Source organism: Thermogutta sp., assembly GCF_014359955.1.
Classification (GTDB): Bacteria; Planctomycetota; Planctomycetia; order Pirellulales; family Thermoguttaceae; genus Thermogutta.
The window spans coordinates 1-1,282 of the sequence record NZ_JACIYL010001035.1 but is presented as its reverse complement, the minus strand read 5'-3'; the positions used below and the strand labels follow the sequence as shown (position 1 = coordinate 1,282).

Here is a 1,282-nt window from a genome sequence, read left to right as displayed (position 1 = left end):
GCCTTCTTTTTCGAGATCCAAACATCTTTGGCGGATCAGCACCGCACCGGCCCTGACACTGTCTCCACAGGCCCGTCAAGTCGCTGGACCAGCCCAGGTGATTTGCGGAGTCCTGGGTTCCAAGTTCACGGAATGCATTTTGGAAACTGGTAGGGTCCATTGGTGCTCGACCTGATCCAGCGCCCGTCTAACGGTGCTGTCGAGTTTCATTGTATCGCGGGTGCACGAAAAATATGGCGATGCCGGCATATGGAACGTTTATCGCGATGCGGGAAACAGTTCCCGTGACGATTTCTCATCCTGCAGGGGCTTGACGTGGCCCAAATTTCCGGCCACTATTTCCCGTTGACAGAGCGTGAGAAGACACGCAACCCGCGCACCGGATGACGCAACCCGTGTTGGGTTTTGGAGCGCTTCGGTGCGTGGAAGAACGCGTGCCGCACTTGCACGGACTGATTTTGGGGAGGTGGGGAGGATCGCCGGTCAAAAAGTCCCAGGCCGGTGGGCACATTTTGGGCGAACACGATGAACACCGTTGCTTGGAAATAACGGCTTGGGTTTTGCAGCATTGTTTTCTTTCAATGACCTTGCAAGGGACGGACGAGGTTTCGCAGAGACTCCCCAGAGACAGGTGATCGACCATGTCCGACAAAGCCTTTCTTGCCATTGATATGGGGGCATCCAGTGGGCGCCACGTGGTGGGTCTGTTTGATGGTCATCGGGTAAAGCTGGAGGAAGTTTACAGATTCCAAAATGGGCCGGTGGAAGTGGGAAATCGGCTCTACTGGGATGTGCTCGGCCAATGGACCCACATCCGAAATGGACTCTATGCAGCTGGATCCCGCGTGAACACCACGGTGGCAAGCGTGGGAGTGGACACCTGGGGCGTTGATTTCGGGCTGCTTGACCGCAACGACGAACTGCTGGGCAATCCCTACCACTATCGAGATCACCGAACCGACGGCATGATGGAAAAGGCCTTTCAGATTGTGCCGCGGGAAGAAATTTTCCGGCAAACGGGGCTGCAGTTCATGCAACTGAATACCCTCTACCAACTGCTGGCCATGAAAGTCGCCGGTTCCCCGCTTCTCGACATCGCTGAGCGCCTGCTCATGATGCCGGACCTCTTCCACTGGATGCTGACCGGCGAAAAATGCAACGAATTTACCGACGCCACCACCACTCAGTTTTTCAATCCCGTGGAGCGCCGATGGGCGACCGAGTTGCTGGAACGTTTCGGGCTGCCCACGCATATTCTGGGCCCGATCGTGCAGCCTGGCAC

General features: G+C 56.5%; 1 protein-coding gene. It reads left to right on the top strand.

Translation table 11 applies throughout. The features are described from left to right. Window positions 1-641: 641 nt before the first annotated feature. Window positions 642-1,282: FGGY family carbohydrate kinase (locus H5U08_RS19185; protein WP_297036893.1), on the top strand; the 641-nt coding region annotated here is incomplete at its 3' end.